Annotated in this window: 18 protein-coding genes; 9 read left to right on the top strand and 9 right to left on the bottom strand. The window is 38.5% G+C overall.

Going from position 1 to position 23,176, the window contains the following annotated elements; all coding sequences use genetic code 11:
• Positions 1–11 precede the first annotated feature (11 nt).
• The gene (locus tag QNI15_RS00280; RefSeq protein ID WP_314029945.1) at positions 12–2,843 is read right to left on the bottom strand and encodes an outer membrane beta-barrel protein; all 2,832 of its coding nucleotides are present in this window, start codon (positions 2,841–2,843) and stop codon (positions 12–14) included.
• A 491-nt stretch (positions 2,844–3,334) separates the two neighbouring features.
• Between QNI15_RS00280 and dnaK the strand changes: the two genes are divergently transcribed.
• Positions 3,335–5,248: a molecular chaperone DnaK gene (dnaK, locus tag QNI15_RS00275; RefSeq protein ID WP_313999468.1), complete on the top strand. Its 1,914-nt coding sequence runs from the start codon at positions 3,335–3,337 to the stop codon at positions 5,246–5,248.
• A gap of 155 nt (positions 5,249–5,403) precedes the next feature.
• Positions 5,404–6,183 carry a DNA-formamidopyrimidine glycosylase family protein gene (locus QNI15_RS00270; protein WP_314029944.1) on the top strand — a complete coding sequence of 260 codons (780 nt, stop codon included), beginning with the start codon at positions 5,404–5,406 and terminating at the stop codon, positions 6,181–6,183.
• A gap of 188 nt (positions 6,184–6,371) precedes the next feature.
• Here the strand turns inward: QNI15_RS00270 and QNI15_RS00265 are convergent, their stop codons facing one another.
• Together QNI15_RS00265 and QNI15_RS00260 are read right to left on the bottom strand one after the other, a co-directional pair.
• Positions 6,372–6,923, bottom strand: coding sequence for a lipocalin family protein (locus tag QNI15_RS00265; RefSeq protein ID WP_314029942.1), 552 nt, complete (start codon positions 6,921–6,923; stop codon positions 6,372–6,374).
• 120 nt (positions 6,924–7,043) lie between these two features.
• Positions 7,044–8,585 (bottom strand): SulP family inorganic anion transporter, encoded by a 1,542-nt coding sequence (locus tag QNI15_RS00260; protein WP_313999461.1) that lies wholly within the window; start codon positions 8,583–8,585, stop codon positions 7,044–7,046.
• A gap of 253 nt (positions 8,586–8,838) precedes the next feature.
• Between QNI15_RS00260 and QNI15_RS00255 the strand changes: the two genes are divergently transcribed.
• Both QNI15_RS00255 and QNI15_RS00250 read left to right on the top strand, forming a co-directional pair.
• Positions 8,839–9,228 carry a BlaI/MecI/CopY family transcriptional regulator gene (locus tag QNI15_RS00255; protein WP_313999459.1) on the top strand — a complete coding sequence of 130 codons (390 nt, stop codon included), beginning with the start codon at positions 8,839–8,841 and terminating at the stop codon, positions 9,226–9,228.
• Between the two features lie 156 nt (positions 9,229–9,384).
• Entirely contained in the window at positions 9,385–11,625 is a 2,241-nt protein-coding gene (locus QNI15_RS00250) for a M56 family metallopeptidase (protein ID WP_314029940.1), read from the top strand.
• A gap of 135 nt (positions 11,626–11,760) precedes the next feature.
• Here the strand turns inward: QNI15_RS00250 and QNI15_RS00245 are convergent, their stop codons facing one another.
• The 3 genes from QNI15_RS00245 to QNI15_RS00235 form a co-directional block, all read right to left on the bottom strand.
• Positions 11,761–13,101, bottom strand: a complete 1,341-nt coding sequence (locus QNI15_RS00245; RefSeq protein WP_313999455.1) for an amidohydrolase family protein — start codon at positions 13,099–13,101, stop codon at positions 11,761–11,763.
• Between the two features lie 13 nt (positions 13,102–13,114).
• Positions 13,115–13,939 carry an aldo/keto reductase gene (locus tag QNI15_RS00240; protein ID WP_314029938.1) on the bottom strand — a complete coding sequence of 275 codons (825 nt, stop codon included), beginning with the start codon at positions 13,937–13,939 and terminating at the stop codon, positions 13,115–13,117.
• An 82-nt stretch (positions 13,940–14,021) separates the two neighbouring features.
• Positions 14,022–14,312 carry a GlsB/YeaQ/YmgE family stress response membrane protein gene (locus tag QNI15_RS00235; RefSeq protein ID WP_313974665.1) on the bottom strand — a complete coding sequence of 97 codons (291 nt, stop codon included), beginning with the start codon at positions 14,310–14,312 and terminating at the stop codon, positions 14,022–14,024.
• Positions 14,313–14,730: 418 nt separating this feature from the next.
• Between QNI15_RS00235 and QNI15_RS00230 the strand changes: the two genes are divergently transcribed.
• Both QNI15_RS00230 and QNI15_RS00225 read left to right on the top strand, forming a co-directional pair.
• On the top strand, positions 14,731–15,723 hold the full coding sequence (locus QNI15_RS00230; protein WP_313999451.1) for a leucine-rich repeat domain-containing protein: 993 nt from the start codon (positions 14,731–14,733) through the stop codon (positions 15,721–15,723).
• Between the two features lie 16 nt (positions 15,724–15,739).
• On the top strand, positions 15,740–16,744 hold the full coding sequence (locus QNI15_RS00225) for a leucine-rich repeat domain-containing protein (RefSeq protein ID WP_313999449.1): 1,005 nt from the start codon (positions 15,740–15,742) through the stop codon (positions 16,742–16,744).
• A 6-nt stretch (positions 16,745–16,750) separates the two neighbouring features.
• On the opposite strand, the gene QNI15_RS00220 is transcribed toward QNI15_RS00225, so the two are convergent.
• Both QNI15_RS00220 and QNI15_RS00215 read right to left on the bottom strand, forming a co-directional pair.
• Positions 16,751–17,842 carry a DKNYY domain-containing protein gene (locus QNI15_RS00220; protein ID WP_313999447.1) on the bottom strand — a complete coding sequence of 364 codons (1,092 nt, stop codon included), beginning with the start codon at positions 17,840–17,842 and terminating at the stop codon, positions 16,751–16,753.
• A gap of 143 nt (positions 17,843–17,985) precedes the next feature.
• Positions 17,986–19,884, bottom strand: a complete 1,899-nt coding sequence (locus QNI15_RS00215; protein WP_314029936.1) for an AAA domain-containing protein — start codon at positions 19,882–19,884, stop codon at positions 17,986–17,988.
• 186 nt (positions 19,885–20,070) lie between these two features.
• Here QNI15_RS00215 and QNI15_RS00210 point away from each other — a divergent pair, with 186 nt between their 5' ends.
• Both QNI15_RS00210 and efp read left to right on the top strand, forming a co-directional pair.
• Entirely contained in the window at positions 20,071–20,829 is a 759-nt protein-coding gene (locus tag QNI15_RS00210) for an LOG family protein (RefSeq protein WP_314029934.1), read from the top strand.
• 124 nt (positions 20,830–20,953) lie between these two features.
• Positions 20,954–21,514, top strand: coding sequence for an elongation factor P (gene efp, locus QNI15_RS00205; protein ID WP_313974653.1), 561 nt, complete (start codon positions 20,954–20,956; stop codon positions 21,512–21,514).
• 60 nt (positions 21,515–21,574) lie between these two features.
• On the opposite strand, the gene QNI15_RS00200 is transcribed toward efp, so the two are convergent.
• A complete protein-coding gene (locus QNI15_RS00200; protein ID WP_313999441.1) occupies positions 21,575–22,267 on the bottom strand; it encodes a YjjG family noncanonical pyrimidine nucleotidase in 693 nt (230 codons plus the stop codon).
• A 72-nt stretch (positions 22,268–22,339) separates the two neighbouring features.
• On the opposite strand from QNI15_RS00200, the gene QNI15_RS00195 reads away from it, so the two are divergent.
• Positions 22,340–23,167: an MBL fold metallo-hydrolase gene (locus tag QNI15_RS00195; protein WP_314029932.1), complete on the top strand. Its 828-nt coding sequence runs from the start codon at positions 22,340–22,342 to the stop codon at positions 23,165–23,167.
• Positions 23,168–23,176: the final 9 nt, after the last annotated feature.

Here is a 23,176-nt window from a genome sequence, read left to right as displayed (position 1 = left end):
GCTTTTCTATTCTATTTCTTTCCAAAACTTCTCAGAGTATAAGTGAAGGTAAGCATAAAGTATTGCTTTAATACCTGTGTTTGTGAGTCTTCTATATAGGTTTCCGTTACATTACGGGATATGTTGTTATTCTGATTAAGCAAGTCAAAAACTGAGAGTTTCAATTCTCCATTCTGATCCTTGAAGAATTTTTTTGCAAAGCTTGCATTCCAGAGTACATAACTTTGATTATATCCGCCTTCCAGACCGAAATATTGGGTATAGCTGACATTATTCTGCAATACAAAACCCTTCCCAAATGTCCAGTTGAGCTTACCATTTGCCAGATGATAAAAGTAATTGTTGTTCAATTGAGGTTGCAGTGTATTACGTACTATATTATAGTTGCCTGTGTAGCCTAGGGTGAAATCTATTTTTTCGCTTATGTTACTACTTAAAGTCAAGCCCTGACTAAGTGTGTAACTGTTGGATGTATTAGTAACAGTATTAATTAAGGCAGGTGTGTTGTTATATGTAACACTTGATGTCAGATTGAGATTGCTTTTCATAAAACCCACTGGTAAACCATACGTAAATAATGAACGTGCACTCCATGATCCATTCAAATTAACTGGGGTTGATAATTGAGCTCCTTTTTTTAAAGTTATATCCTGAGTTAATACTGAGTCTTTAGTGGCAATAAATGTGGAGTTCCCTATATTGTTGTTAGTTCGTGTAAGAGAGAGCATCGCCAGCAATGTTCTGCCTTTTGTGGGTTGAGCAGCAGAGTAACGTGCCATAAACGAATGAACAAACTCTTGTCTCAGATTGGGGTTACCACCTGTAAGTAAAAGCGGGTTGTTGTTATTGATGACATTTTGCAACTGCGTGATTGACGGAAGATTGGTTGACGTGCGATAGAATATACGAATATTTCGACTGGTAGTAAACTTATAATTAAGCATCAAAGAAGGTAATGCATTATAGAAGCTCCGATTAATTTTATTGGTTATTGGAAAAAGTTGATTGCCAATAAGGTCAGCTTTCTGAAACCCTACATTAGCCATCATGTTAAGTTTTTTGTCGTTGATCCGATACCCAACACTCGCCCGGTTTACATAATTTTGATTGTCAAATGTATTGGATAAAGTAGGATTCAACTTATTGTGAGAATCTGTATTTTCATCATAATCATATGTTTCCTTTAATGCATTTGATTGGGTAAAGGACGAATTGTAATTGAACTGCAACTGACTTTTACGACTTAATGGTTCTGTATATACCACATTACCTGACAGTGTATAGCCATCTGTATTGGATATGGATATTTGATCGGTTGTTTCTTGAGTTGTTATTTCATTTGTGTAATACTGAGCTAATGAATATAAGCGATTGTTTCCATCGTTTTTGTTCCAACTAGTATTAATTCCAAAAGAAAATGTTCTGCCTTGCTTGGTAAAACGGTGTCTGTACAAAATCTCGTTTCCAATGGTATACCCTTTTCTATCAGAATTATAGGTATTGGTGATGTCATTCAGTAAGTTGCCATCTGACAATTGGGTACGACCCAGGGTGTTGCTTATTGAATTGTTGGTTTGAAAACTGAGTCTTGGTGTAAATACAATAGAGTTGGCTGAATCTATCTTATACTCAAGTCTCAAATTAAAACGGTGATTCCAGTTTGTGTTTCCGGAAAAAGTATTGGTATTATAATATTGACTTGAATCAGCATCAATGAAATATTCACGATTCAGTAATGTCTGATTCTGTGTATTGGCTTTGTTGAAGAAATAACTACCGTTTATCGTGACCTTTTTCCCCCAGTTTCCTGAGTAATTAAGTCCCAGTGAATTGGTTGTTGAGATACCACTTTGTTGTCCTACCAGAAAGTTATTGGATGCGTTATTTCCACCCCCTCCCTGACCACCGCCACCTCCGCCTCGATTTCCACCACCACCTCGTTGATTGCCGCCACCACTAAAGGCACCTACCAGGTCTTGTGTGGCAAAGTTCTGTTGATTTATGTTATTAGATAATCCCAGAATAGAAATTCTGTTATTTCCTTTAAATATATTAAGGTTACCACCTGCCTGATAACGGTCATCTGTGCCGTACCCGGCATATATCTTACCAAATTGGCCATTGCGCTTATCTGCCCTGGTAACAATGTTGATAGTTTTGACAGATTGCCCGTCATCGAAACCTGTAAACTGTGATTGCTCACTCATTCGGTCAAATACCTGAATTTTATCAATTACTTCCGCTGGAAGATTGCGTAAAGCCAGTGTTGCATCATCTCCAAAGAATTCTTTACCATCAACCAAAACTTTTTTCACATCTTCACCCTGAGCTTTTACCGTTCCATTTTCCATGGTTACCCCAGGCATTTTGGTTACCAGGTCTTCAGCATTGGCATCTCTATTGGTTTTGAATGCACCAGCATTGTACTCTGTTGTATCACCTTTCTGGACAGTTCGTTCTTCATAACGCTTAGCTCGGATTTGTACTTCATTCAACTGTGTGGTTTTGGGATTGATTTGCAAAGTTCCCATATCCTGTTTAGCTGAAGATACAGATATCGCCTGTTTGAATGGTTCATATCCCAGATAACTTACAGATAGTATGTATGTCTGATTTGAGAGTGAGCCAAAGGTGAATCTGCCTTCTACATCCGTTAATATATATACTTTTTTGGTTGTGTCTGTCTGTGGAGTAAGCATGACAGTTGCTCCAATCAAAGGAGAATGATCTTTTTGATCTGAGAGAAGGCCGGTTAATTGCAGGTTTTGTGCCTGAGCAGAAAAAGTAATTAATGTAAGTACAAGTGAAGTACAGAGTAAGTATAACTTATGTTGAGCGTTCATCGCTAACAAAATGTGAGTGTAGTTGCATAATTTATATTTTAAGATTTGCTTTAGAAGTAAAATATACAGCCTTAGATTTACAAAATTGTATAAAGTTTAAAATAAAATAGAAAATTTTATTCCTACGTCTGAAAGAATACAAAATTGATATGTAAGAAATAATGACAGATTCAGATGACTTTGTTCTTTGCTAGAGTACACGATTACTATAATAGTCGTTTATGACATACTTTACGTTAATTCGGCAGGAAACTTCTTTTTTATAGAATGAAAAACTGTCATTATGTCATCGGACATATATTGGGTTTCATTCATGCTTTGTCAGCCTTAGTTAATATTTTTTTGTTAACTATCTGTTTTTCAGAGATTTGTCATTGTTTATGGCGTTTGTATTTGCTTAAGACAAAGTAGATATTCTTGTAATGGCATAGCTCTTGTTAGAGTAAGATCGTTACAAAACAGAATATTCAACTATCAAACTAGTTATAACAATGGGAAAAATTATTGGAATAGACTTAGGTACCACAAACTCCTGCGTTGCTGTAATGGAAGGTAACGAGCCGGTTGTAATTCCAAACAGTGAAGGACGACGTACTACACCTTCTATTGTTGCTTTCTTGGCAAATGGTGAGCGGAAGGTAGGAGACCCTGCAAAACGTCAGGCTATCACAAATCCTAAAGATACTATTCAGTCTATCAAACGTTTTATGGGAAAACGCTTCTCTGAAGTTACAACAGAAGCAGGCCGTGTTTCCTATGAGGTTGAAAAAGGACCAAATGATACACCTCGTGTACGAATAGGTGATCGTCAATATACTCCTCAGGAATTATCAGCTATGATTCTTCAGAAAATGAAGTCTACAGCTGAAGATTATCTGGGCACAACAGTAACAGAAGCTGTGATTACAGTACCTGCTTACTTCAATGATGCAGAACGTCAGGCTACTAAAGAGGCAGGTGAAATAGCAGGTTTGACTGTAAAACGGATTATTAACGAACCTACTGCTGCTGCACTGGCTTATGGTTTGGATAAGAAAAATCAGGAACTGAAAATCGCTGTATTTGACTTAGGTGGTGGTACATTTGACGTATCTATCCTGGAGTTAGGTGATGGTGTATTTGAAGTTAAATCAACAGATGGAGATACTCACTTAGGTGGTGATGACTTCGATCAGAAGATCATTGACTGGTTGGCTGAAGAATTCAAGAAAGATCATCCAACAATAGATCTGCGCAAAGATCCAATGGCTTTACAACGTTTGAAAGAAGCTGCTGAGAAAGCTAAGATTGAGTTATCCAGCTCTACTCAAACAGAGGTAAACTTACCATATATCATGCCGATCGATGGCATTCCTCAGCACTTGGTTCGTACATTAACGCGTGCAAAATTTGAGCAATTGTGCGATGATCTGATTCAACGTACATTAGAACCTTGCCGTCGCGCTATGAAAAATTCTGGTTTCTCTACTTCTGAGATTACTGAAGTTATTCTGGTAGGAGGTTCTACTCGTATCCCACGTATTCAGGAAGAAGTTGAGAAATTCTTTGGAAAGAAACCTTCCAAGAACGTTAACCCAGATGAGGCTGTTGCTGTAGGTGCTGCTATTCAAGGAGGTGTGTTCACTGGAGAAGTGAAAGATGTGTTGTTGTTGGATGTAACGCCACTTTCTTTGGGTATTGAAACATTGGGTGGAGTGTTTACCAAATTGATTGAATCTAACACTACCATTCCTACCAAAAAGTCAGAGGTATTTTCGACTGCATCTGACAATCAGCCTTCAGTAGAGATACATGTACTGCAAGGAGAGCGCCAAATGGCAAGTGGTAACCGTACTATTGGCCGATTCCACTTAGATGGTATTCCACCTGCACCTCGTGGTGTACCTCAGGTTGAAGTAACTTTCGATATTGATGCTAACGGTATATTGCACGTTTCTGCTAAAGATCGTGGAACTGGCAAAGAACAAAAAATCCGTATTGAAGCTTCTTCCGGTTTGACTGATGCTGAAATCGAAAAAATGCGTAATGAAGCGAAAGCCAATGAAGAGACAGATAGAGTTGAAAAAGAGAAAGTAGAGAAAGTAAACGCTGCTGACTCTCTGATCTTCCAGACTGAAAAACAACTGAAAGATTACGGTGATAAGCTTTCTGATGGAAATAAATCTGCTATTGAAGGTGCATTGACAGATTTGCGTACTGCACATGGTAGCCGTGATATTGCTGCTATAGATGCTGCAATGGAAAAGCTGAACAATGCATGGCAGGCTGCTTCTCAGGAAATGTATAATGCTGCTGGTGCAGCCGGGCAACAGCCTGGAGCTGATGCAGGTCAGGGACAGGGTAATGCCAACTCTGGAAAAGATTCTGAGGTAACAGATGTAGATTACGAAGAAGTTGGCAAATAACTTATTTCTCACTCGAAAGAGTAGCGGATTTTATAGATAAGTTTATACAAAAGCCCGTTATCAAGTATTGGTAACGGGCTTTTTGTTTGACTTAGGATAGAGGAATATTTCGTCTTCTTTTGTAGATTTACTTTCTATATTTATATTCTGATCCTATGCCCGAATTACCTGATTTAACTGTTTTCTCAGAAAATCTAACAAAAGTTTTTAAAGGAAAGACACTTACGTCTGTTCGAATTTTTCATGGAAAGAGATGCGATACCTCTCAGGTGTTTGAAGAAAAAGTACTCAATAAGACATTGAGTGAAGTGAAAACTATTGGTAAAGAAATGTTCTTTCACTTTGGAGAAGATGTTCATTTTGGTGTACATCTGATGTTAAAGGGAGGTACTGCTATCAGCGAAGAGTTGGAGAGTATTTCCTATAAAATTGCAGCTTTTGGATTCAATGATGGAAAATTTGTTGTAATTACAGATCCACAGCGTTGGGCAAAGGTAATAGTTAACCTAGCTAAAGACTCAACGCCAGATGCATTGTTAGGATCTTTAACTTTAGATGATTTCAAATCTGCTCTTAGACGCTTTCACGGTAAGCCAGTAAAAGCTTTTTTAATTGATCAAGCGGTAATGAAAGGCATTGGCAATGCATATGCAGATGAGATTCTCTATGATGTAAAAGTAGATCCTGCCTCATTATGTAATAAATTACCAGATGAAATTATAGTATCACTACATAAACAGATCCCTGTAACACTACAATGGGGAGTAAATGAGATCAGAAAACTAACTCCGGATGCGGTGTCTGGAGAAGGAAGGGCTTTTATGAAGGTGCATCGTAAGGATCTGGACAAAACAACCACAGGATTTGTAATCCAGCAGAAAGATGTAGCTGGGAAAACCAGTTACTTTACAGCAGAGCAGGTGTATTATGGGTAGAATATGTTTTTATATGCTTAGTTTATTGAACCATACTATAGCAGTGGGCTTGCATCGGTTGAGCAAAACCTGGCATTTTATTCTCTCCTTATTGTCTATATATTGACAACTAACTTAGTTTAAAAGGTAGCAATACGATGTATAGTCAAAAATGACATCCATCGTATTGTTAAGTAGGATAGTAATTATTAAGCTTCTACTTGTGTAGTATAGATTAGCTTGGATGTATCAAATCCAAGATTTTGAGCATGAGTACGTAGCTTTTCAAGACGGTTTTCGTCCATTTCAGGTGTACGGCTTAAAATCCAGAGATTGTCTCTGTCTGGTGTTCCTACTAATGCAAAATCATATTTTTTCCCAACTTTCAGTATCCAGTAATCTCCACTAAACGGCCATACAAATGTAACTTTTAACTTAGCATTGGTTTTTGTATCTACTACACAGGCTTTTCCCTTTGCAATATCCAACTCGCCTGTAAGAGAGTCTTTGTGGCAGATATTCAACACATCGATATCTCCGTCATCTCGTTTTGCATAGATTGCTTTTACACCAAAACAACCTTTTTCATATTTGAAAGGCAAGTGGGCAATTTCATACCATTCTCCCAGATAACGATCCAGATCTACCGATTCTTCTACTGGTAATTCCGGATGATTGTTTGAGTTACGTAATACAGCATATGCTCCAATGGCTGCTGCTGACAACAGTGTTGATGCTATCGCAATGTTTCGGTTATTCATAGGAATATTCATCACAGTATGGATTTATTCTGAGAAGATAAAAAATAACTCCTATAGAACTGTAAAAATACATGCCACTCTGATGAAATATGCTTATAAATCAACTCAATATACAGTAGTCTATTTAGTATCTACTGCAATCTGATAACTGGGATCTTCAATAATATTTACCTCAACAATCTTTTCTGCATTCTTTAATAACTGACGACAATCTGGACTTAGATGTTTTAGATGAAGTTTTTTACCTGCCTTTTGATAGCGTTCTGTAAGTTTATCAAGAGCATCAATGCCGGACATATCGGCTACTCTGCTTTCTTTAAAGTCTATAACTACTTCTGCTGGATCAGTGGAAACATCAAAAATCCCTGCAAAAGTAGTTACAGAACCAAAAAATAAAGGTCCATACAATTCATAATGTTGTACTCCTTGTTCGTCTCTATATTTTTTCGCATGTATTCTTTTGGCACTTTCCCATGCAAAAACCAATGCTGAAATGATTACGCCAATCAAAACTGCCAGAGCAAGATTATGAAGAACGATTGTAATAATTGCTACAATTACCATGGTTAATACATCTGCTAAAGGCATTCTGCCAAATGCTTTTAAGCTTGCCCATGCAAAAGTAGTAGCGGCTACCATAAACATTACACCTGTCAAGGCTGCCATAGGTAGCTTTTCAACGATGTTAGCAAAGAAGACAATGAATACCAGAAGCATAACAGATGCTACAATACCTGATAATCGGGCACGTGCTCCCGCAGATATATTTATGATACTTTGGCCTACCAGTGTGCAACCTCCCATCCCATAAAAGAACCCACAGGTAATATTTGCAAGTCCCTGAGCTACACATTCTTTATTGCCACGTCCACGTGTTTGGGTAACCTCATCAATAAGATTCAATGTCAAAAGGCTCTCTGTTAAACCTACACATGCTACCACAAGAGAATAGGGGAATATAATGATCAGTGTTTTCCATTGCAAAGGAATCTGAGGAATATGGAGTGGAGGAAAGCCAGCCTGAATAGAAGCTACATCACCTACTGTCTTGGTTTCAATGCCAAAACCCAATACAATACCGGATACAATGAGAATTGCAGCCAGAGAAGAGGGAATGGCCTTGGTAAAACGTGGAAGCCAGATAATGATAAGCAGGGTAAGCATGACCAGACCAAGCATAACCCATAGGGGAATACCTGTAATCCAGTGTTGTACTCCCATTGAATCAGTAGTTTTGAAATGTGTAAGCTGGGCAAGAAAGATAACTATACCTAAGCCGTTAACAAACCCATACATAACAGGTTGAGGCACTAATCGTATGAACTTTCCTAACCGGAACACTCCAATTGCTATCTGAAGCAGACCCGCCAGTATAACAGTAGCAAAAACATATTCAGGGCCATAATCTTTGACAAGCGATGTCAGCACAACTGCAACGGCACCCGTTGCTCCTGCAATCATACCTGGTCTTCCTCCAAATACAGAAGTGATGAAGCCCATAATAAAGGCTGCATACAAACCAATCATAGGAGATAAACCTGCTACTATGGCAAAGGCAAGTGCTTCAGGAATTAACGCTAATGCAACTGTAAGGCCGGAAAGAACTTCTGTTTTATAATTAACTTTTTGTGTGAAATCAAATAATCGTAAAGTTAGCCTCATAAATAAGGTGGACAGCTAAATAAAGAAAGACAGCGAAACGGTTCATATTTTCATAAGGCTAAGGAGGGTGCAAATTTCCGAAAAAATACCTGAAAAGAAATAATGTGGGTAAGTTCCAACCTCTATTTTAATGTATTCTACCAGATAATGTAAACATCTACGAAAAATTTCGTAGATAAATTTGGAAATACGAAATGAATCGTAGTATATTTGGATACGAAATAAATCGTAGATGTAAGACCTATAAGTAATCATGCAAAATCCTATTCCAAAGCCAACCGAAGCAGAGTTGGAAATTTTACAAATTTTGTGGCAAAAAGAGCAGGCTACAGTTCGAGATGTTCATGAGCAACTTACTAAGTCAAAAGAGTCTGTATATACAACTACTCTTAAGATTATGCAGATTATGGCAGAAAAGGGCTTGGTAACGCGTAATGAAGAGAACCGGACACATATCTATATGGCAGCTGTGAAAGAAGAGGATATACAGAAAACACTGCTTGATAAGTTTATAGATACCACTTTTCGGGGGTCTGCTATGAAACTGGTCATGCAGGCTCTGGGTAATAATAAAACGTCTTCAGAAGAGCTTGCTGAAATTCAGCGCCTTTTAGAACAGATGAGAGGCAAGAAACCATTCTGAATAACTATAACACCAGGTGTCTGCTTTTAGAATGTATAAAAGACATATGATAAAAACAGGTTAGTATAGGTCTATCAGACTTAACTAAAACCAGTAAATAATTCTCCTATCTGAAATCTTCATGTCACTATATTTATACTATTGCTTATGAAAACTATGCTTTCTTCTCTTTTATCTCCCAAACTGACAGAAGCTATTGGCTGGACTTTGCTACATTCATTATGGCAGGGGGCTGCCATTGCCATTCTAATGGCTTTAGTTATGTTGTTAATGAATCGGAGTTCAGCTCAGGCTCGGTATTTCGTAGCCATTTCTGCTTTGTTTTCGATTTTGTTGATAGCCGGAATTACTTTCTATACTGTATATGAATCAAATGAAATAGTAGGTCCCAATTTTTCAGAACAAGCTTTACAAAATAAATCTACCGAAGGAAAATTATCAACTACTCTGACCGTGGCTCAAAAATTCAACCAGCCCCAAACTTCGGCTACCATTATCGTTTGGGAACAACTACAGGATCGTTGGTCTAGTTACTTTGAAGAACATTTGCCGTTGTTAGTAACAGTTTGGGTATTAGGGATTCTGGTATTAACTCTACGGTTTATGGGGGGAATGTTGTATGTGCAACGCCTCAAACATTATAAAACATTAGCCGTTTCTCAGGAGTGGATAAATAAAACACACGTATTGAGTCATAAGATGGGATTGACTCGCTCAGTACAGATGATGGAGTCTGTGCTTGTTAAAGTTCCAATGGCGATTGGCTATTTCAAACCCGTTATCCTATTACCAGTAGGTACTTTCACCGGTCTTTCTACACAACAGGTAGAGGCAATTCTGGCGCATGAACTGGCACATATAGTACGTAATGACTATTGGATAAATATATTTCAATCAATCATTGAGATATTATTCTTTTTTCATCCTGCCATCTGGTGGATGTCAGGTATAATACGCCAGGAACGTGAGCATTGCTGTGATGATATGGCTGTACAGCTCAGTGGTGATAGTCTTACTTTTGCACAGGCACTGACAAATCTGGAGGTAATGCAAGCTGTACCTCAATTGGCTATGGCTGCAACTGGAAGCAAAGGCTCTTTGTTAGGGCGTATTCAGCGACTACTACAACAATCTCCTCAAAAGCCAACATTCAATGAAGGACTACTAGTTTCAGGTGTATTAATGCTCTGTCTGGTTGCTGTATCTGCCAGTGCATTTTCTAATCTGAAAAACGCAGATAATCAAGAGATTGTTTCACAGGAACGTCCAGTTGCTTTGGCTACCAAACCCGTTTCTGAGGATAAGCCAGAGCGTCTATCTGGTAACACAACATATTACAGTACCTTCACAGATACGAATAAGGTGGTTCGGGAAATTATTATTGTAAAGGATAAGAAGGGAACAGTAACAGAAGTAGTTGTCGATGGAAAAAAGTTGAAGAAGGAAGAGTTAAAAAATTACAAGCAGGTTATTGAATCCAAACTAAATGAAGCAAAGGACGACGATGAAAAGCTGGCTGCAGGCTATAAAAAGGATAAATATCGTAAAGATGAGATAGAAGGAGAGGATGAAGAAGACTATGAGGGTAGTTTTCTGGCTGTCCCACCGGTTCCTCCCGTACCACCAGTCCCTCCAATGGCGCCAATGCCTCCGATGGCACCTATAGCTCCTAGACCTCCTATGCCACCAATGCCTCCACTGATGGGCTTTGACTCAGAACTTAGCGATGAAATAGGAGAAATGGGGGATAAGATAAGTAGGTTAAGTGATGAGTTAGCTCGACTTTATAGTAAACAATCTCCTGATGATGACCATATAGCAGAAGTAAAAAAGAAGATGAATGCTCTTTCTGATAGAATGTTACAATTATCTCAGAAACAGCAGGAAAAGCTACAAAAAACACAGAGTGATGCAGGTAAACAATATAGAGATGATCTACGGGATTATTTGCAAGAGCTCAAGCAATATCAGAGAGAGTTAGAACAAGAAGTGAGAGAGAGTGATAGTTATCTGAGAAATGAAGTAAATGCCAGAACTCGGGAGCAACAGCATAAAAAGCAGCAAGAAGCACATGAGCGGGCAATGACAGAACATGCAAAGCAGATGAAACGACATGACGAACAGATGAAGGAGCATGAAAAAGCAATGGAAAAGCATAATAAATTTATGAAACTTTTTGCCAGTGAATTAAAGAAGGATGGACTAATAAATAACGCAGATAGCTATAGCTTGAAACTCACTAATAAAAAGATGATAGTAAATGGAAAGACACTGCCTGATACTGTATTTCAGAAATACAAAGAATTTATAAAGAAGGAATCAGGAGAAGATCTGGACAAGTGGAATGATAGACAGCAAATGCAGATCAATAATAACTGGCATGATAATGATGAGTAATCATTAAAACTTTTATTATGTCTGAATGAGGGAGCAGATAATAAAGTTGGAAAAGATAATTGCTAATTCTTCGCCTTAAAATAAAAGCTCTTCTACTAAGATGTAGAAGAGCTTTTATTTTAAATAGAGAATGTATTATTGAAAATCCTGTACCTTCTTCCCATTCTTCCAGACACTTTGAATAGATTGAGTATTTTTGATATTTTCGGATGGATCTTTATCCAGTACGATGAAATTCGCTTTTTTTCCTTGTGCTAATGTACCCATTTGTGTATTTATTTTTAGAAAAATAGCTGAATTCTGAGTTGCTATGGTAATAGCTTGCAGGGGAGTTAAACCTGCCTGAACCAGCAAACCCATTTCAAAGTGTTCAGAAAATCCCTGCGGTCGGATAGGGTTGGCTCCGGAATCTGTACCTAAAGCAATTATAACTCCTGCATTATATATTTTTTTGACATTGATGAGAGCTGTTTTGAATGCTGAAATATTTTTCTGGTAGTTAGGTGCACTGGCAGTTTTATCCTGATACGCTTTGCTGGTAATCATTTCGAAGACCCCAGGTTCAAGTGCGTTTTTAAAGAATGTATCATTTATCCATTCTGGTTGGCCTCCATAGCTGAATGCAAATTCATCCAGTGAAAGGGTAGGGATGTAGATTACGCCTTTCTTTTTCATCTCTGTCAGTAATGCATCATCTACTTCCTTATCCCGGATGCTATGTGCTATTACATCAAGCCCGGCTGCTACGAGTTTCTTTGCATCTTCGAGATAGTAGAGGTGAGCTGCCACCCGGATGTTGTATTTATGTGCTTCCCGAATAATGGCTTCATAGATAGCAGGTTCCATTTTGGTAGAACGTCCACCCAGATCATCTACCCATATTTTTATCATATCTGGTTTTAAGGATGCCAGCTTTTGCATCATGGCAGGAACTTCATCGGCTGATTGGGGACGTAATACATCATCCATACCATAATCTACAGGAGGTGCACCATTGGCTACACCAAACCCATACCCTGCTGTATAAATAGTGGCTCCTTTCAACAATCCATTGCGTGAAGAATCTCGTAAGTTCCAGATAGCTGCATGATCTGATCCCAGTGATAAGATGGCACTAATACCATACTTCTCGTACTGAACCAGTTGTCGTTCTATATTTTCATGGGTAAAGTTTTCACGCTTGGTTGTGGTTCCCTTCAGATTTCCAAGGTGCCCATGAGAATTGATAACCATAGGCATAATACTCTTTCCTGTCATATCAATAACTGTAGCACCTTTAGAGGTTGCAGTCTTAGCATCTGTAATGGATACAATCTTATCCGCTTTTATTTCCACATTCTGATTGGTACGTGGCTTATTACCTGTACCATCGATAACAGTCACATTCTTTAAAATGGTTGTTTGTCCCGAGGTTGTAAGTGACGGAACTCCACTTACCAAAAAGAGGAACAAAATGGATTTATGGAATAATTTCATGAAGTAAAAGTGGTTAAAGTGATTCAATAAATGTTACCATCTTTTCACGTATAGTTTGATCTGGTAACCTTCCCTGGCCTGCCTGCATATTATCTGCTGCATGAGTAGGTTTTCGGGTTGCAGGGATGATACAGGTTACAGCAGGATGAGAGGCTATAAATTTTAAGAAAAATTGTGTCCAGGAGTGGATATCATAATCTTTTGCCCATTCTGGAAGTGCTTTACCTCGTACCATTGTAAATAAAGTGCCTTCCCCTAGTGGGCGATTTATTAATGTGGCAACTCCTTTATCTGCTGCTGCAGGTAACAATCGTTTTTCTGCATTTCGCGAAGTAATGGAATAATTGAACTGAACAAAATCTATTTTCTCAGTCATTATGACTTTCTCCAGTTCCGGGTGCATGGAATCAGTATAATGTGTAACACCCAGATATCGAATTTTTCCCTGTTCTTTCCAATCTCTCAACGTTGTTAGGTGAGTTTTCCAGTCAGTCAGATTATGGATTTGCATCAGATCCATTTCTTTACGCTGCATCTTTTTTAATGAACTCTCCATTTGTTGTATACCTTCCTGCTTGCCTGTTGTCCATACCTTGGTTGCATAAAAGAAGTCCTCATTCAATTTGGAAGACTGAGTCAGATTGCCTACCACTTCTTCTGCTCGTCCATACATAGGTGAACTATCAATAAGAGCCCCTTTGGCTGTCTGAACAACTGCTTGTAATACTTGTTCTAGTGGTGGATGATCTGCAGGACGTGTCACATCAAAAGTAGACCAGGTGCCTAATCCAATTATAGGCAATGTTTCACCTGTAGAAGGGATATTTCGAAGTATCATACAGTTATGTATTTCGTAAAAATGATGGTAAAGTAATAAAAAAAGCAGACCCATGAGTCTGCTTTTGTGTAATTGAATTCTATTAGTATCTATAACGACGATACCTTCGGTGATGATACCTTCTATGCGTAGAGCCTGAAGAAGCTATCCAAAGAAGTAGCAATGAACCACAGATAGAAAGGAATATGCTTTGTAATGTAAATCCATTAATACCGCCCCATCCCAGTAGTGTACTTACAAATCCGCCAAGTATAGCACCCGCGACACCTAATACAATCGTCAACAACCAATTATTTGATTGGTTTCCAGGCATAATAAGCTTTGCTAACGCGCCAGCTATGAGCCCCAGAATAATCCATGCAAATATGCTCATAATGGTATTTATTTAATTGTAACATAGTTATACTAGCCATCTAAAATCTCTATCTAAACAGATAATCACTTATATAGCTACGGCAAAATGAGGAAATTAATATGCCTGTGTATTTGTAACTTTTTGCTATTCAGTGAATTAATTGTGTTTTTCATCTGAAGAGTGAAAGAAATAAGACAGCCTGTTGATGCTTTTATTAGAATAGTACAGCTATCTGAGATTGGCTATAGAAGGAGTTAGCAGTAGCTTGGTCATTTTATTTTGTGGAATCTGTTGGACAACTTGTTGGCTCTTCCAGACATACTAGTTGTTCAAGTAATGCAAACCAGAACAAGAAAATGTAGAGTACCATAAGATTGTTATCAGACCAATATCTATAAATATAATGTCTAATTTTGGGTAGAGTATATTGCTTGTTATGAAACAGCCAAAGAGTGATAAAGAAAAAATAATGGATTTTTTGCTGTCCGGACATTTAGACAGTATTGAGTTAGGAATACACATAGCAGAATCGCTGCATCTTGATCTGAAGGGTGTGGTAGAGGATATGGATATTCTTTTCAACTGGTTATCCAAACATACACGCCTGACATTTAAACACAAGCTGCTGAAAATACATTCTGTTGAAGTTATAGATTTGTCTGGTAAAAATCTGAAAGTTATACCCAGTCAGATTAAATACCTGACTAATGTGAAAAAGCTCCTGTTGTCAGACAACTCTATTCATAAAATACCAAACGAGATTGGCAATCTGACCAAGTTGACAGAGTTAAAAGTTGCTAACAATCATCTAACTGTATTGCCTGCCGAAATAGGTTTGCTTACCCAACTCACTATATTGGATGTAAGGGAGAATCACCTCCAGTTAGTACCACCACAAATAGGAAATCTGATCAAACTTAAACAACTGCTTCTGGATACAAACCAGTTAATCAAGTTGCCTGCCGAAATTGGAGGATTGGTAATGTTGACTCATCTATCTTTACGTACAAATCAACTGACTCAACTACCTGAAGAGGTAAAGAATATAAAGAAGCTTACTCAACTGGATATTGGAGAGAATGAATTGCAGGGATTTCCTGAACTGCTAATAAATTTGCATAAGCTAACAATTTTAATTCTGGATGCCAATCCACTAAAAAAGCTTTCAGATAAGATTGGTAAGTTAAAGAAACTAACTTATTTGAATGCAAGTCATACTCAATTACAGTCGGTTCCATTGCAAATAGGGACATTGATACAATTGAATAAACTTTATCTGGCAGGCAACCAACTAGCCCAACTACCTTCTCAGATAGGTCAGCTGGAGAAGTTACAGGTATTAGGTTTGTGGAATAATCCATTATCGGAAGATGAAAAAATAAATATACAAAGCTGGTTACCCTTTTGTACTACTATTACCTTTGAGTAAGTAAAAAATAGACTATATGTCAGAAGAAAAAAGTGAAAAAGAGAAAATACTGGCATTCCTGTTATCAGGAATGCTGGAAAATATTGAATTGGGAATTGCTATTGCAGAATCTTTGCAAATCAATGTTGAGGAATATCACAATGATGTAAAGATTCTGATGGATTGGCTATCAATGCCACAAAAAAAGGATTTTAAAACTACACTGCTGGAAATACCTTCTATAACAAAAGTTGATTTGTCTGGCAAAGGTCTGTCAGTTATTCCTGAGCAGATTCGGTATCTGATAAATCTTGAGAGCTTAGTAGTTTCATGGAATAACTTAACTGCGATACCTTCTGAAATTGGAGAACTCAAACATCTGGTAGAATTAAATATAAATTATAACCAATTGACTACATTGCCTGCTGAGATAGGGGACCTAGAGAATCTTCAGGAACTGTCATTGTCTAATAACCAAATCGAAAATCTGCCTTTAGAGATAGGCAAACTACATAAATTAAAGATACTTACACTACACACTAACAAACTGACTACATTACCTATTGAATTGAACGATCTTGTTGCACTGCAACATCTGGTAATACGTAACAACCAACTAAAAGATCTTCCCTCAAGCTTCGAAAAGCTAACTCAGCTTGTTTCTTTGGATGCTGGAGAGAATCATTTTGGTGATATTCCTGCTTCTGTGTGTGATTTGAAGTTTCTTGCTGTTTTGAGATGGGATCGTAATCAACTAACATCTATTAATAGTGCTATCGGTAATTTATCTCATCTGAAAGCCTTATACCTGGAAAAAAACCAATTAAAGCATATCCCTTCTGAGATAAAGAGGTGTTCTCACCTACACAGGTTGGATTTGAGTGGGAATGCATTGCAATCACTACCAGATTCTATCAGTCATTTAACCAAACTTCGAATATTGGATGTCAGTGACACTTTACTCTCAGATACTGCCATCTCAAATCTAAACGAAATTTTGCCTTTATGTAATGTGGCATATATAGAAGCAAATGTTGAATAGACCAGTTTATTCAGATTTGACAATTTGACCTTCATAAAACTTATTGTGTTTATCTTCTGCATCGGCGTCTCCTACACCATGTGGATAGGCTTTAAAGCTGGCTGCATCCGCCCCTTTAACAATCTTACCATTATAGAATACCTTCTTTCCATCTGTTGCATATCCGAGTTCTAAAATCTGAAAATGGGAGGGATCTGCTTCTTGAAGTAGTATATTTGTCCAGAATATAGCTGTTGTATCTTTGGCATAATAATCATCCAGCAAATGAAAGGTCGAGGCATCTGCTCCCTTGATGGGATTTGTCTGGTAATAGACTGTAGACTTGTCTTTCGAAAATTCACTGTTTAGTTTCTGAAAGCTACTGGGATCAGACCCTGTAATACGTTCTGTTTTGTAAAAAGCAGAGATTTTATCTTTGGAATACCATTGTTCAATTCGGGTAAAGGATGCCATATCACAATCCAGTATGTGTATGTCATACTCTCCTTCATCATTTACACCATAGTAATAAATATGATTTTTGTCTTTGGCAAAATCATAATCAAGAACTTCAAAGCTTTCACCATGACTTTTTGCAACCGGATTACAACGATAATAAGCATGTATGCGATCTTTGGAGAAATTGCTGTTTAGTGCAGAGAAAGAATCTGGATCTGTTATATCAAAGGGTTTGCCTTCATAATAGGCGCGTTTTTTATCTTTAGCATACCCATATTCCAGAGCTACAAAGCTGGCCGGGTCTGCTGATGAGAGACGTTGAATATAAATAGAACTGGTTGTGAAGTATGTTTGACTATCACGTGTTTTGGTGCAATAAAAAACATTTTTCTTGTCTTTGGCGTAATTTTCATCTAATGCCTGAAATGTAGGACCATCACTTTCAGAGATTTCTCTTTCTCTGAAATATCCCTGAATAGAGTCTTTGGCAAATGCATCATTCAATACCACAAAGCCATGCATTGTTGAAGTATCAATCTCTTTGCCATTGTATGTCACCTTTCCATCTTTCTCTTTGTAGCCAGACCCACATCGGAATAGTGATAATAGGGATAAGGGAAACAGGAAAAACTTTAGTACCCGGAAAAATGTGCGGAACATGATATGAATGTATTTGTGTTGACTGACAGTGCTTTATATTGTTTTGTTAGTATAGAGAAAAAATAAAAGTGAACAGGCTACTGCTCACTTTTACCAAATAGATAGGAATTGACTGATTCTTGAATTCCTGAATTAATGTGGATTTATACAAACTCCCACGCACTCTGATAGGCATCAATACCTTCAGAATATGAAATAAAGTCACCATAAAACGGAAACTGAGCCAGTGTAGCACTATCGCCAATCACAATCAGTTTTTTACGTGCTCGTGTCATGGCTACGTTCATCCGACGAATATCTGACAAGAAGCCGATCTCTCCCTTTTCATTGCTACGAGTCATACTGATGTATACAATATCCCGTTCCTGTCCCTGAAAACTATCCACTGTATTGACTGCAATACGGGGCATATAAGGTTCCAGGTCAGGGGAATGATCCAGTAAATCTTTAATGACATTGACTTGCTGCTTATAGGGCGAAATAATGGCAATCGATGGAAATGTCTCAAGTGTATAATGACTCTGAAGCTCTGTAACAAGTTGGGTCAGATGTTTGATCAGCAGAGAGGCTTCTTCCGGATTGGTTGTGCTGGTACCATCAAGTTTCTCATCAAATCCGCATCCTGCCGTATCAATAAAAGCTACTGGCTTGTCTGTGGTATGCAACAGATGATTGGCTACTGAACTATGAGCCTGTAGTCTGTTCTGATAAAACACACGGGAAGAATATCCCATAATGTGTTCATGCATACGGTATTGTTCTGTAAGCAGACTTACAGCTTCCGGATGCAGGGCCACACATTTTTCGAGAAGAGTATGATTGAATCCGCGTTGTGCTGCTTCAATTGATTTAATGGTAGGAGGCAGCTGACAATGGTCCCCTGCCAGAATAACCTTCTGCGCTTTTAGAATAGGTATCCAGCAGGCAGGTTCCAGTGCTTGTCCCGCTTCGTCGATAATAGCTGTATGAAACTTCATATCAGCAATTGTATAATGATTAGCCCCTACCAGTGTAGCTGTAATAACCTGAGCCTTATTGGTAATATCTTCAATGATGTATTGTTCAGTTTTGCCGATCTCTTTCAGTATCTTATGGGCTTCATCAAATAACAGTTTTCGTTGCTCCCGCTCTTCACGACCAAAATTGCGTTTATATTTATGAGCCATGTTTTTATACTCCTGCGCCTGTTTTTTGAGCTTTTTAGCTTCCTTCATCAGGTCATGTTCAGCCATTTTATGATCCAATGTGAGTGACATAAGTCTCTCACTAACCCGTGCCGGATTACCGATACGTACTACATTGATACCTTCCTGTGAAAGCTTATCACTTAGCAGATCTACGGCTGCATTACTGGGGGCACATACCAGTATCTTATTGCCTTCCTGTTTGATGAGGGCTTTAATGGCCTGTACCAATGTGGTGGTCTTTCCAGTTCCGGGAGGACCATGTACTATAGCCAGATCGTTTGCTGTAAGTATCTTCTCAACAGCCGTATTCTGGGATGCGTTAAGACGGGGATGATTAAAAGGAATAGGCTCTGCTTTAAAGGTAGGTTTTTTACTACCTGTCAGAATCTGAACCAGAGTACCATCTTTTGTTTCGGCTAATGTGGCGGCTTGTTTTAGAGCTGCCTGCATTTCATCATAGCTATTGTCATCAAAGAGTACATCTACTCCTAACTTACCATCTTTTGACCACTCGGGTAGTTCGTCGGTGCGTAAAGTAATCTTCAGACGGTTGTTGCCTACATAGGAAATGGTCCCTTCTGCCCGATCATTCCTGGAGTCATGATTGCTGAATAATGCAGCTGGTACACCTGTCCGGAATTGATGGGAAATATCCTGATTGGTAGGTCGCTCTACTTCTACCGTTATATAATCACCTCTGCTGATTTCTGTTCCTTTAATGGCAATAGGATACCATGTAAGTCCGTTAGCTCTGCGTTCTATGACAGACGACTGTTCGGTAAGTCTTTGGTATTGAAGTTTATCTTCTTCGCGTTCAATGGAAAGGAATTCCTGTAGTTTTTTGAAATAATCCATACTGCAAAGGTACAGTATTATTGAAGTTGTAAAAAAACGATGAGGGAAATCAGTATATCTGCCTATACTTTTATTTTTCTTATAAGAAAGGAATCTGTAAGCTTGCATCCCGAAAGTATCTGAGTGGATCTGTAATGCGATAATACCCTTCAATATCAGCCACTGTCTTTAACTATTGCCTGAATTATGTCTGAAGTTACCAATACACCACCAATTAGTAATCCCACTCCTGTAAAAGAAGAAAAGATATTTCTGGAAGGTCCCCGTTCCCGATGGGAAGAGCTGGTTTTTTCATTTAAAGTTCTCCTAGAATTTATCCGAGGTTTTCGGGTTCTGCATTTTGTTGGGCCTTGTGTCGCTGTATTTGGATCAGCACGTGTAGCTGAGGGATCGCCTTATTATGCTCTGGCACGTCGTATGGGAGCTGAGGTCAGCAAGCTGGGATTTACCATAATGACAGGTGGTGGACCCGGTATTATGCAGGCAGCAAACCGGGGTGCTAAAGATGCAGGTGGTTTTTCTATTGGCTGTAATATCATTTTACCTAAAGAGCAACAACCCAATCCATATCTGGATCGTTGGTTTGAGTGTAGGTATTTCTTTGTTCGTAAGGTGTTAATGTTTAAATATTCTCAGGCATTTGTGATTATGCCGGGAGGCATTGGTACCATGGATGAGTTTTTTGAAGCCTTGACGCTGATTCAGACACGAAAGATTCTGGATTTTCCTGTGATAGTAATGGGAAAGGATTACTGGCAACCTGTACAGCAGATGATGGAGACTATGCTTAAATCACATATGATTGATTCGACTGATCTGAACCTGATGCTGTTTACAGATTCTGTAGAAGAAGCAGTTGCTCATATTCAAAAACATGCACTGGAGAAATACCAGACCAAACGTCGGATGACATTCAAACGCTTCCGTATATTAGGTGAGAGGTAATAAGTATATGCTTTCTTTCTGGTAACAATTCCTTTGCAAACAACGTATTCTGTCAGGAATCTCTTGTCTATCGTTTTTTTCTTACCTTTGCGGCAAAAGTTATTATCTATTCAAAACCTATTATATGGCACAAATATCTGATATTTCCAGAGGTACATTTATCCGTTATAATAATGAATTAGTGCAGGTGGTAGAATATGAACACCGTACCCCCGGCAACCTGCGGGCTTTTTACCAGGTAAAAATGCGGAATGTGCGTACTGGCAAATTAGTTGAAAACCGTTTCCGCCCAAGTGAGGAGTGCGAAATTGTTCGTGTAGAAACCCGTGATTATCAATATCTGTATCGTGATGGTGAAAATCTGGTATTTATGGATACAGAAACGTACGATCAGATCTATGTTCCTGAAGCTACCGTAGGTGAGAACGCAGATTTATTAAAAGAGAGTATGGTGGTAAAAATCAGTATGGATGCTGATACACCCGTATCTGTAGAATTACCAACTAGCATTGAAGTAGAAGTAACCTATACCGAACCAGGTATTCAAGGGGATACAGCTACCAAAACACTGAAGCCTGCGACTATTGAAACAGGTGCTATCGTATCTGTGCCTTTGTTTGTAAACATTGGTGATAAAATCAAAGTTGACACTCGTACCCGTGAATATATGTCACGTGTAAAGTAATCAGCTTCTATAGCATTGAAAAGAGCAGCCTAGAGATCATATTCAGGCTGCTCTTTTGTTTTACAATAGTTGCATCAGATCCTGATGGCAGTGTACTTCATAGGTTGGGGAATATTGGTGTGACACCCGGCCATGATTATAAAATACATGGTCCATCTCTGCATTTTTAGCTCCTCCTACATCCGCCAGTAAATTATCTCCAATCATCAGACAATCGGGATCATTGGCATTCACCAACTGACGGGCAAAATCAAAGATCTGACGATTAGGCTTTTGGCAGCCTGCCCGTTCGGCGGTTACTACTTCTTCAAAATAATGAGAAATGCCAGAACATTCCATCTTTATCGATTGAACATCCATGAAACCGTTGGTGATGATATGCAATTCATATCTGCCTTTCAGATGATTCAGTAGATCTTTTGTATACGGCATAAGATGTGGCTTGCGGGGACAAATAGCCAGATAATCTATTTGCATAGCTTCTGTATCAGGCAACTGAGTAATACCAAGTCCTTCAAATACTAGCGGAAAGCGTCTTTGCCGAAGTTGCTGCTGATTAATTTCTCCAGCACTATACTGATCCCAGAGTGCATAATTTACCTGATGAAATTGTTCAATGAATGCATCTTCTGTAATTCCTAAGGCCGATTGCAAGGCATGCTGAATAAAGATCTCATGCAATGCTTCCGTAGAGTTGCGCTTAGAATCCCACAATGTATCATCCAGGTCAAAGAAAAGATGTTTATAGCGCATAACTGGTTAATAGTTTGAGAGAGAATGCTGATGTATCACATGAGTTGTGTCTGGATTTTCCACACATAACTCATGATAAACGAAATACTGTTGTTCTCCAGATACAAAGGTAGGAAAAAAGCAGGTATTGGCTACTTTTGTAGTATCCGTAAAACTAACCTTATATCTATGATTCTGACTGTATTGGGATGTGGAGATGCTTTTGCCAGTGGGGGACAGCTAAATACTTGTTTTCATTTGCAACACAACCATATACAGGTGTTGCTGGATTGTGGAGCAACCTCTCTGGTAGGCATGCGCCGGGAGGGAGTGCTTTCAACCGAGATTGATTATATTATTCTGACACATTTTCATGGAGATCATTTTGGCGGAGTGCCTTTTATCCTCCTGGATGCTCTGGTTAATAAACGTACCAAACCCTTGACTATTATTAGTCCGCCGGGAGGCAAACAACGTATTGCTCAGCTAACAGAGTGTCTTTATTCGGGCATTTTCCAGCAGATCGCCTCTACTTTTTTCATCATATACAAAGAATTTGGAGGGGATATTGTAACAGAACACTTTACCTTAATTGCTACACCTGTGCTACACTCTCCAGACTCATTGCCTTATGCTGTACGTTTGCAATGGGATAATAAGGTAGTTAGTTTTTCAGGAGACACGGAATGGATAGATGCTTTGTTGCCTGTATCAGATAAAGCTGATTTATTTATCTGTGAATGTAATTATTTCGATAAGGAAGGACCTGCACACATTAGTTACCATCAACTGGTACCACAGTTACCACGATTAAATGCCCATAAAATTGTATTGACTCATCTGGGAGAAAGTATGCTGGCACAAAAATCCTCCTTGCAGTTACTTTGTCTAGAAGATGGAATGAAACTTGAGATTATTTAATAGAAGTAG

It is taken from the genome of Xanthocytophaga flava, from assembly GCF_030068545.1.
In the GTDB taxonomy this organism is placed as follows: Bacteria; Bacteroidota; Bacteroidia; order Cytophagales; family 172606-1; genus Xanthocytophaga; species Xanthocytophaga flava.
The sequence above is the reverse complement of the archived record's forward strand: the minus strand, read 5'-3'. Positions and strand labels throughout refer to the sequence as shown.

Coding starts and splice junctions, on each gene's coding strand:
- QNI15_RS00280 (WP_314029945.1), bottom strand. CDS start 2,843: ATGAACGCTCAACATAAGTTATACTTACTCTGTACTTCACTTGTACTT.
- dnaK (WP_313999468.1), top strand. CDS start 3,335: ATGGGAAAAATTATTGGAATAGACTTAGGTACCACAAACTCCTGCGTT.
- QNI15_RS00270 (WP_314029944.1), top strand. CDS start 5,404: ATGCCCGAATTACCTGATTTAACTGTTTTCTCAGAAAATCTAACAAAA.
- QNI15_RS00265 (WP_314029942.1), bottom strand. CDS start 6,923: ATGAATAACCGAAACATTGCGATAGCATCAACACTGTTGTCAGCAGCA.
- QNI15_RS00260 (WP_313999461.1), bottom strand. CDS start 8,585: ATGAGGCTAACTTTACGATTATTTGATTTCACACAAAAAGTTAATTAT.
- QNI15_RS00255 (WP_313999459.1), top strand. CDS start 8,839: ATGCAAAATCCTATTCCAAAGCCAACCGAAGCAGAGTTGGAAATTTTA.
- QNI15_RS00250 (WP_314029940.1), top strand. CDS start 9,385: ATGCTTTCTTCTCTTTTATCTCCCAAACTGACAGAAGCTATTGGCTGG.
- QNI15_RS00245 (WP_313999455.1), bottom strand. CDS start 13,101: ATGAAATTATTCCATAAATCCATTTTGTTCCTCTTTTTGGTAAGTGGA.
- QNI15_RS00240 (WP_314029938.1), bottom strand. CDS start 13,939: ATGATACTTCGAAATATCCCTTCTACAGGTGAAACATTGCCTATAATT.
- QNI15_RS00235 (WP_313974665.1), bottom strand. CDS start 14,312: ATGAGCATATTTGCATGGATTATTCTGGGGCTCATAGCTGGCGCGTTA.
- QNI15_RS00230 (WP_313999451.1), top strand. CDS start 14,731: ATGAAACAGCCAAAGAGTGATAAAGAAAAAATAATGGATTTTTTGCTG.
- QNI15_RS00225 (WP_313999449.1), top strand. CDS start 15,740: ATGTCAGAAGAAAAAAGTGAAAAAGAGAAAATACTGGCATTCCTGTTA.
- QNI15_RS00220 (WP_313999447.1), bottom strand. CDS start 17,842: ATGTTCCGCACATTTTTCCGGGTACTAAAGTTTTTCCTGTTTCCCTTA.
- QNI15_RS00215 (WP_314029936.1), bottom strand. CDS start 19,884: ATGGATTATTTCAAAAAACTACAGGAATTCCTTTCCATTGAACGCGAA.
- QNI15_RS00210 (WP_314029934.1), top strand. CDS start 20,071: ATGTCTGAAGTTACCAATACACCACCAATTAGTAATCCCACTCCTGTA.
- efp (WP_313974653.1), top strand. CDS start 20,954: ATGGCACAAATATCTGATATTTCCAGAGGTACATTTATCCGTTATAAT.
- QNI15_RS00200 (WP_313999441.1), bottom strand. CDS start 22,267: ATGCGCTATAAACATCTTTTCTTTGACCTGGATGATACATTGTGGGAT.
- QNI15_RS00195 (WP_314029932.1), top strand. CDS start 22,340: ATGATAAACGAAATACTGTTGTTCTCCAGATACAAAGGTAGGAAAAAA.